This is a genomic window from Streptomyces malaysiensis subsp. samsunensis, assembly GCF_024519315.1.
GTDB lineage: Bacteria > Actinomycetota > Actinomycetes > Streptomycetales > Streptomycetaceae > Streptomyces > Streptomyces malaysiensis.
In genome coordinates this window covers 1-7779 of sequence record NZ_JANIIC010000139.1, presented here as the reverse complement: position 1 = coordinate 7779, position 7779 = coordinate 1, and the positions used below count along the sequence as shown (strand labels likewise).

Sequence of the window (7779 nt, the reverse complement as noted above, 5' to 3'; positions counted from 1 at the left end):
CTCAGGGACAAGGCATGCTCATGTAGAGGGCGTGTTCGCCTGATGAGGGAGTGCCGGCGTAGAGCGTCGTGTCCAGTCCGCAGAAGGCGAATCCCATCCGCCGGTAGGCGTGAATCGCAGGAGCGTTGATGTTGGTGACTTCCAGCCAGATGTGCCCGGCATCGCGCTCACGGGCGAACTCGGCGGCATGGCCCACCAGGGCACGGCCGACGCCCTGACCTCGGTAGGGCGGAGCGATCTCGATGTCATCGATGGCCAGCCGCCGGTTCCACGGAGCGTAGGAGACAGCGGCGAAGCCCGCCAGACAACCGTCGGTGCCGACGGCGACGAAGGTACGGCTGTTCGGATCCTCCTCGGCCGCGGAACCGTTACCGTCGTCGCTGTTCTCCGGTGGGAAGACTTTGTGGATGGGCGGGTCCACCGGGATCTCCTGGAGGGCGAACCCGTCCTCGGTGATGGCCACGTGGAAGATGGTGCGGGTGGTGAAGGATCCGTCGAGTGCCTCGATGGCCTCGGTGTCCTCAGGCCGGGCAGTGCGGAACTCCATGTCGTCAACGGTCGCCATGGCGTGAACCTACGACCGGCCTGACCGGCAGGGATCAGGTTTTGGACGGGTTGGAACCGGGCCGCCGGGGCAGACCGCAGCGACCACCGCACGCGGGACAAAACAATGCGTCACACCCCTGTCAGCGGTCAAGTTTTCCCCTCTCTGGGCGGTTTGAGCTTTATGCGGGCCTCCATGTTGAATCCTCCTGATTGGCCATGGGTAGCGCGGAGTCCGGGATCGAGGAACCTGGTCGTCGCGAAGCCGCTCACCTTCCTCGTCCCGTGGTTCGGAAGGCCGATAGGCGGCCCGGATGGCGAGGAGAACGTTCGTCGTGGTCGACATCACCGAGATCTACGTCCACTGGTACGCGGGCCGCTCGAAGAGCGCGCTGGCCGCGTCGCTGGGGGTGGACCGCAAGACGGTCAGGAAGACCCTGGCCCCGGCGGAGGCGTCCGGGATCACCCCGGGCGGGCCGCCGATGAGCGAGGCCGACTGGTCGAAACTCATCAAGGAGTGGTTCCCCGGGCTGGTCGACAGACGGCTTCGGCAGGTGACCTGGCCGGAGATCGACAAGCACCGCGACTACATCAAGAACCTGCTGGGAACGGTGACCGTCTCGACCATCCACCAGCGGCTCCGCGACGAGCACAAGCTCCAGGTATCGATCTCCTCCTTCCGCCGCTGGGTGCATGCCACGCTGCCGGACGAGGCAGCGAAGTCGCAGGTCACCGTCCTGCGCGACACCGCCACCACCGCCATGGACATCGCCGCCACCATCGAGTCCGGCCGCTGCACCACACTGCTCACCGATCTCGCCACCGAGCTCACCCCCCATCGCACAGCCGCCCCCGTCGGAGCCGTCCTCGACCGCCTCAGCGCTGAGTCACTGAGCCGCTGAGGCGGTACTGACAGCTCGGCTGGCAGTTCCGCCCGGGCGGGCCTTTCACTCCTTTCCCAGCAGGTCAGTACAGCTGAATGCGGGTGAGGACGATGTACGGCGGGCCGGCATCGGCCACCCACGTGGTTGGGTCAGTGGTGCTCGGCCCACCATTCGATCCACCAGAAGGCGAGGCCGACAGCGCCGGTGCCGATGCCGTAGCAGGCGCCGCGCAGTATCTGGGTGGCGATGGTGCGCCGGCGCCGGGCGAGCCAGCGCACGAGGTGGCTGGTTCGTCGTTTATCTCCCGAAGGTTCAGGATTGAGGCTATGGTTCACCGGAGGTGCTCCTCTTCTGCGGGGTGCATCGTCGCGAGGGGCCCGTCCCGACCCGTTGGCCTCGGAACCGGGGGTCGGCGATCTGGGCTCCTTGTGCTTTTTGCGGGGATGCGTCAGTGGCGGCTGGCGAAGGCGTGGAGGCGCTCGGCGAGCTGCTGGTCGGGGTGTCCGACGAGCCCGTCGTCCTCCCGGTCGGCGAGGCGCTCGACTTCCGCGTCGAGATCGGCAGTTGGGGCCGCGGTGGCGCCGTCGTGGTGGCGGATGTATTGCTCGAAGCTGTCGAAGAACAGGCCGTCCAGAGCCTCGACGTCCTCGTGGGTGCAGCCTTCCCCGGCGCCGTGGTCGCGTTCCCGCTTGGCTTCCAGCAGCCAGTGAGCCGCTTCGCGCTCCTCGCCGCGGCTGAGGTGGTGCAGGTGAAGGCAGTAGGCGGCGCCGCGTACGTCCGCGCTGGCAGCCAGTTCCCACCAGAACTGGGCGCTTTCGGGGTGGCCCGTCAGGTGGAGCAAGCAGGCGAAGATCTGGACGCCGTGAACGTCCACCGGGGCAGCGGTGGAGAGGGGCGTGGGGGCGGCCTCGTCCAGTTCGGTGACGAGCTGGTCGACGTGGGCGGCGGCCTGGGGGCTGGTGAGCCACCAGCGGGCGACGGCCTTCAACCGCTGTCCGGCCTGCGGCGCCCCCTGAACGGGGAGGCCGGGCAGGATGTAGCCGGCCTCCCGCGCCAGGCGCCGGAGCCCTGCGGCCACGTCGAAGTGGTGCTCGCGGACCGGTGGGGCCGCGTCGGCCAGCAGCTGGTCAATGGTGGTCATGGGCTACTCCCCCTGGTTCCTGGTCTTGCGGGTGGTCCTGCCGGTCTTCTTCGTCCGGCTGGTCACGCCCAGCGCCTGGGCCCAGACGCTCGCGGGCCCTGCGGCAGTGGTAGTCGACGGTGCTGGTGGTGACACCCATGTACCAGGCGATGTCCTCGGCGCTCTTGTTCATCCAGCCGCGCAGCACGACGGCGTCGAACTGCTTGGGCGGCAACTTGGCGAGCGCCTTGTGGACCGGATGGTCGCTGGTGGTGAGCCTGGCCTGTGCATCGATCAGGGCCTGGGATATGACGACGCGTCGCATGATGGCCCAGGTCTGCTGCTGGAGGTTGCTCTCCGCCAGCAGGTCGTCCCAGTGCCGCAGAATCTCCAGAAAGGCCCGGTGGACCGCCTCTTCGGCAGCCTTGAAGGTCTTCAGCTGGGTCAGGGCGTACTGGTGGTACGCCGCCTGGTTGGTGATGTAGTGCGCCTCGAACTCCAGGGGGAGGGCGAGCGGCGCCCTGACGGACGCGCTCCCATCCTCGAACAGGTCGTTCACGTAGGTCCTCTTCTTCGAAGACTCGGCGGGGGTGCGGCACCCGAACATCCGGGCGCCGTAGGCCAAAGGGGGCCTGGGCACCACCTAAGCCGTATTGACGCGTAGAGACGCATGGATGTCCCAAGGAAAATCACTACACGGAACACCAAGAATGCGGAAGGTGATATTCGATACCGCTAAGTAACCGCCCGTGAGCTGAGCGTTTCTATCACGCGAAGGTTCCCCGGGAGCCCTCACTCACGGGACCCGTAGTGGCGGACCTCACAGTTTGGAGGGCGCGCGTCAAAGGGAGCGAGCCCCCTGATACCCCCCCCGTACGGGTGAACCAGGCAACCGTCACCTTGAACCACGACGGCACAAGCCCCGCTCCTCCGCCGACGCGCTGGCCTGCGCCGGATGCGAGGCCGCCATCGCGCCCACCGGCTCCCTGCCCGAGATGGACGACTTGGCCAACGGCTCCTGGGATGATGAAGCCGATGCTGACGGTGAGCGCGACTCCGTCGCAAAACGGCCTCAGGCCGGACCCGTCAGACGTATGGGACGAAGGGGCGAGGGATGACCCCGCAGCCAGGCCACCCGCACCAGTCGGAGCCGAGGGTCCTGCGCACCATCGGCGGGATTTCCGAGGCGCTGCGTGGCGCCCGGCGGGCGCAGTTCTTCGCCGAGGTACTCGCGGCTGAGCAGGGCGCCGAGCTCGATGCGACGCTGACCGAGTGGTGGGGCCGGGCCATGCTGGACAGTGACCCGCAGCGCGACCGCATCCACGCGGCCGCCGAGGCGGGCACGCTGCCGACCACGAGCTGGGACGAGATCGCGCGCCGCCGCCGGGCGAACGACGGAGCGATGCCCGGTGAGTGACGACCCCCGCGACTTACGACCGGTCATCCCTTCCGAAGCGGTGGGAGAAGCCCTGGCCGACCCCGGACTGTCCGCCGCTCTGTTCTCTGCGGTGGTCGCCCTGGCGGTATCCATCGCCGAGGATCCGTGACTGAAAGACAGCACGCCGCTCGAGGGCGATGATGACTGGCGAGAAGTCCTGATCCCCGGCGGGGCGCGGCATCGCCGAGTACCGCATCAACTAGGACACCCACGAGGTGGTCCTCACCCGGATCGTGCCGTTCTGACCGAAGCCCCAGTGGCGTGTACCTGCGTGCCTGGGCGTCGGCGGCCCAACCTCGTGCTGTATCAGGTGCGGATCTGTCGGGGCAGTGCGCCCGCCCGGGCCTGTTTCAGGTACCAGCTGATCTCGTAGGGGAGTTGCTCAGCGAAGGGCAGGAGCCTTCCCAGAACGCCTTCGTACAGGGGGTCCGTGCCCAGGCGGTCGAACTCGGTGAGCCGCCCGGCCCACAGGGCAGCCGCGTCCTCCGGCACGCCCTCGCCGAGCTCGGCGGCACACTCGATGATGCCCTCCACCGCACGAAGCAGTAGGTGGCGCTCTTCTTCGTGTCGGTCCCGGAACGCGGGCTCGCGCGCGACCAGCAAGTCAGTGCACGGGATCGACAAGGCATCCCGCAGCTGGCCGAGGGTCGGCTCCTCGCACAGTGCCGTCACCGCGGCCGCCGTGAACGTGGGCCGACCGCTCACGACGCGGTCCAGGATGCTGGTGCCGAGCACCGCGGCCGCGCTCGCGTGGCGCCAGGTGAGCAGCCCGACGCCGCGCTCGTAGTGGTCGGCCAGACGGCTGAGCTCGTGCAAGGCGTCGGGGTGGTGGGCCAGGGCTCCGCCCTGCGTGTACACCTCCGCGTTCTCCTCCAGCCGGTAGGAGCGGTGGGTCACGGCAAGCGCGGAATTGTACTCGTGTCGCAGGTCCTGCAACGTGACGTGCAGGGCACGCAGCGCCTCGATCTCAAGCGCGGCCAGCGGCGCGTCCTCGGTGAATACCGGGAAATTCATGGGGCGTTGTCTCCTCACGAAGCTGTCGGGTGTCGCCGACCGGCCACGGGATCGAGGTGCTCGCCTGGCGCTCGGGCGCCGCCTTCGGCCGGTGCCTGGTCTCAACGCACCATCCAAGCCGAGTCAGCCATCTGGCGTGGTCAGATCCTGCCGAATGCTGATCTTCCGCTGTTCCCCGGAGGCTGATCGGCGATCATCACCGATGATGAGGAGCGCCCCGAGGGGCAACGGATCACGTAGTGCTGGGAGTACGTACATGGCGATGGAGGCCAGCGCAGGGCAGGAGGACCGCGTCGCGGGGCGGGTATGTGGCACCGTCAGCCGCTCCAGGGAACGCGGGCGAGGACGAGTCCGCGGACGTCGGCGGCGCCAGTCGCCCGGAGCCGGAGTGCGACGTGCTGGAGTTGCGAGCCGCTGGTGAACACGTCGTCGACGAGCAGGATGGTGGATCCCTCGATGTCGCCCGTGTCGCCAATCCACGTCAGGGCGTCGGCGTGCGCGGTCGCCGCCGCGCGTTTGTCATCCAGAGTCCGGTTCGCGGACCGGGGCGTCTCGATTCCCTTGATCAGGCGGTGCGCGCCCGGCGGGCTGAGCGGGAAAGCGCGGATGACGTCTTCGGTGTACGCGGCGTCCATGATCGCCTCGATGTGCTGGATCGGCTGACGCCCAATGTGGGTGGGATTGCCGACCACGTGGTCGACACCGCGCATCTGCTCGGGGTGTCTCTCCATCCAGCCGACGAGGAGCCGACCGAAGATCATCGCCCAGCCGCTCTTCCCCTCGTACTTCAGCTTGTGGATCTTGTCGCGGAGAGCTCCCGAGTACACGGCCACCGCGTCGACGCGCGAGAACCCCCGCTGCGCCTCCGGCAGCCCGCAAAGCCGGTTGCCGCACTGCCTGCCGGGCGCGACGGCCTGGGAGCAGACCGGACAGTGAGGGTCGGCCACGGGCTGGAGGGTGCGTCCGGCGCAGTCCGAGCACAGGCGCGCGGTGCCTGTGAGGACGTAGGCGCACACCGGGCAGTCGGGGAAGCCTGCGGGATCGGGGAGACCTGCGGTCACAGGCCGGCCAGGGCGAGCTGCTGGCGCTGCTGGCCGGCGCGCTGGATATCGGCAGCTTGGCCAAGGCGGCCAGTGATGTCGCTGGAGGCAGTGACCAGAATCGCGCGGTCCTCGTCGAGCATCTTCTTGGCCCAGGGCTGGGCGTCGGCGAGGGACCGGATCAGGAAGACGAGCTTGCCGTGCTCGGCGGCCAGACGGGCCTGCATCTTGGCGCCGGACGTGCTGGAGGCTTCGATGACGACGCTGCCCAGGGTGGTACCGCTCGTGACGACGTTGCGGCGGGGGAAGGTGTACCTCGCCGGGGGGCTGGTAGGCCAGAACTGGCTCAGCAGCGCGCCGCCAGCCGTGAGAATGGCCTTGGCGAGCGGCCGGTTCTCGGCCGGGTAGAAGGGCGCGGCGATGCCTGTGCCCATGACAGCGAAGGTCCGCCCGCCCGCGGTGAGGGTGGCCTGGTGGGCGGCGGCGTCGATGCCCTTGGCGAGGCCACTGGCGATCACGACGTCGTGTTCGACGAGCTCGCGTGCCATCCGGGCCGCCCGGCGCAATCCGCCCTCGGAAGCCTGGCGCGTGCCAACGATGGCGATGGAGCGGGCGTCGCGCAAGTCGAGCTCACCACGGTAGAAGAGGAACGGCGGGAGGTTGCCGATCACGCGCAGATTCGCGGGGTAGTCCTCGTCGAGGACGGTGACCAGGCGAGCGCCTACCTTGTCGGCCGCGGCCAGCTCGTCGTCAACGCGGGCGCGGGCGGCCTCGAGACCGCCGCCCAGGCCCTGCTGCAGCAGGGGCCGGTTCTTGGTGGCGGCGCGCGAGTCCTCGTGCAGCTGCCCCTCCAGGAGGGCGGCCAGACCGTCGGGGCTCTGGGCGCCGCGAGCGAGCAGGCTCCAGTCCAGGGTGGCGCCACCGATGCGCAGCGCGCACAGGGTCAGCAGATCGTACTGGTCAGCGGTGATGTCTAGGTTCATCTGGTGTGTCCTTCTACTCGCGGCCCCGGGATGTTCGAAGGATGAAGCGCTGTATTCGGGCCACCTCCATCATGGCGTACGCGGACCGCGTCGGGCAGGAAGGGTGCGGCCCAGGCCGGTTTCTCAGGCGCGCCGACGCTGTTCCATGCGTGCGAGGGCTTCGGCGAGCTGAGTGGCCCCGCCGGGCGCCGCGACCGGTTCCCAGATGATCTCTGCCGCCAGACAGATGCCGCCGACCAGACGCTCAGCCTCGCGGGTGTCGTACCACTCCCGGCCGATTCGCCGAGGCTGTGCTGCCCGGCACTATCCCCCGGGCCTCGTTGATCTGAACCGTCGCCGCGATGATCGCCCCGAAGACCTCACCGGGCAGGGATAAGTCGGCCAGCAGCGCGTCGACCTCTCCGGACAGTTCACACGGTCAGCCTTCCGGCTCCTGGCCGTGCGGCTCACTCAACGGGCAGCCCCGCGGCCTGGCGGCGTGCGATGGCCGCTTCCACGGTCTTGGTGGGCAGGGTGCCGTTCAGTGCGGCCTCGGTGACCCGGTCGGCGGCCGGGTCGGTGTCGAGCATCGCCTCGCACCACCAGCGGCGCAGGACCCCCTCGGCGTCTTCCGGCGCGGCCGCCAGGAGCTCGCGGTAGAGCTCCATCCGCCGCTCGCCCTCGAGCGCGGCCGCGATGCCCTCGGCGTTCCGCGGCACCTGGTCCGGCCCGCGCGTGCGGGAGTGGCCCCTTTCCGTCCGGCCCAAGTCTGCCGCCC

Annotated in this window: 11 protein-coding genes; 3 read left to right on the top strand and 8 right to left on the bottom strand. The window is 69.0% G+C overall.

Annotated elements, in window-relative coordinates:
* Nucleotide 1: 1 nt before the first annotated feature.
* Nucleotides 2–565 carry a GNAT family N-acetyltransferase gene (locus NQU54_RS47650; RefSeq protein WP_257636503.1) on the bottom strand — a complete coding sequence of 188 codons (564 nt, stop codon included), beginning with the start codon at nucleotides 563–565 and terminating at the stop codon, nucleotides 2–4.
* A 292-nt stretch (nucleotides 566–857) separates the two neighbouring features.
* On the opposite strand from NQU54_RS47650, the gene NQU54_RS47645 reads away from it, so the two are divergent.
* On the top strand, nucleotides 858–1445 hold the full coding sequence (locus NQU54_RS47645; protein WP_257636502.1) for a hypothetical protein: 588 nt from the start codon (nucleotides 858–860) through the stop codon (nucleotides 1443–1445).
* Nucleotides 1446–1576: 131 nt separating this feature from the next.
* Here the strand turns inward: NQU54_RS47645 and NQU54_RS47640 are convergent, their stop codons facing one another.
* The 3 genes from NQU54_RS47640 to NQU54_RS47630 all read right to left on the bottom strand — a co-directional run bounded on the left by NQU54_RS47640 (nucleotide 1577) and on the right by NQU54_RS47630 (nucleotide 3106).
* Nucleotides 1577–1762, bottom strand: coding sequence for a hypothetical protein (locus NQU54_RS47640; RefSeq protein ID WP_257636501.1), 186 nt, complete (start codon nucleotides 1760–1762; stop codon nucleotides 1577–1579).
* A gap of 113 nt (nucleotides 1763–1875) precedes the next feature.
* Entirely contained in the window at nucleotides 1876–2568 is a 693-nt protein-coding gene (locus tag NQU54_RS47635; RefSeq protein ID WP_257636500.1) for a hypothetical protein, read from the bottom strand.
* Nucleotides 2555–3106 carry an RNA polymerase sigma factor gene (locus NQU54_RS47630; protein ID WP_257636499.1) on the bottom strand — a complete coding sequence of 184 codons (552 nt, stop codon included), beginning with the start codon at nucleotides 3104–3106 and terminating at the stop codon, nucleotides 2555–2557. Before NQU54_RS47630 ends, NQU54_RS47635 begins: the two co-directional genes overlap by 14 nt.
* 555 nt (nucleotides 3107–3661) lie before the next feature.
* Here NQU54_RS47630 and NQU54_RS47625 point away from each other — a divergent pair.
* Complete coding sequence (locus NQU54_RS47625; RefSeq protein WP_257636498.1) at nucleotides 3662–3964, top strand: hypothetical protein; 303 nt, start codon at nucleotides 3662–3664, stop codon at nucleotides 3962–3964.
* Nucleotides 3957–4094 (top strand): hypothetical protein, encoded by a 138-nt coding sequence (locus NQU54_RS47620; protein WP_257636497.1) that lies wholly within the window; start codon nucleotides 3957–3959, stop codon nucleotides 4092–4094. The genes NQU54_RS47625 and NQU54_RS47620 overlap by 8 nt, the downstream gene beginning before the upstream one ends.
* Nucleotides 4095–4291: 197 nt before the next feature.
* Here NQU54_RS47620 and NQU54_RS47615 read toward each other — a convergent pair whose 3' ends face one another.
* From NQU54_RS47615 to NQU54_RS47600, 4 genes are all read right to left on the bottom strand, one after another.
* Complete coding sequence (locus NQU54_RS47615; protein ID WP_257636496.1) at nucleotides 4292–4999, bottom strand: hypothetical protein; 708 nt, start codon at nucleotides 4997–4999, stop codon at nucleotides 4292–4294.
* A gap of 317 nt (nucleotides 5000–5316) precedes the next feature.
* Complete coding sequence (locus NQU54_RS47610; protein WP_257636495.1) at nucleotides 5317–5946, bottom strand: ComF family protein; 630 nt, start codon at nucleotides 5944–5946, stop codon at nucleotides 5317–5319.
* Nucleotides 5947–6056: 110 nt separating this feature from the next.
* A complete protein-coding gene (locus NQU54_RS47605; protein WP_257636494.1) occupies nucleotides 6057–7022 on the bottom strand; it encodes a DNA-processing protein DprA in 966 nt (321 codons plus the stop codon).
* 446 nt (nucleotides 7023–7468) lie between these two features.
* Nucleotides 7469–7779: hypothetical protein (locus tag NQU54_RS47600; RefSeq protein ID WP_257636493.1), on the bottom strand; the 311-nt coding region annotated here is incomplete at its 5' end.

What these genes read in the sequence shown, in the direction of transcription:
- NQU54_RS47605 (WP_257636494.1), bottom strand. Translation starts at nt 7,022, where the DNA reads ATGAACCTAGACATCACCGCTGACCAGTACGATCTGCTGACCCTGTGC.
- NQU54_RS47635 (WP_257636500.1), bottom strand. Translation starts at nt 2,568, where the DNA reads ATGACCACCATTGACCAGCTGCTGGCCGACGCGGCCCCACCGGTCCGC.
- NQU54_RS47615 (WP_257636496.1), bottom strand. Translation starts at nt 4,999, where the DNA reads ATGAATTTCCCGGTATTCACCGAGGACGCGCCGCTGGCCGCGCTTGAG.
- NQU54_RS47645 (WP_257636502.1), top strand. Translation starts at nt 858, where the DNA reads ATGGCGAGGAGAACGTTCGTCGTGGTCGACATCACCGAGATCTACGTC.
- NQU54_RS47625 (WP_257636498.1), top strand. Translation starts at nt 3,662, where the DNA reads ATGACCCCGCAGCCAGGCCACCCGCACCAGTCGGAGCCGAGGGTCCTG.
- NQU54_RS47650 (WP_257636503.1), bottom strand. Translation starts at nt 565, where the DNA reads ATGGCGACCGTTGACGACATGGAGTTCCGCACTGCCCGGCCTGAGGAC.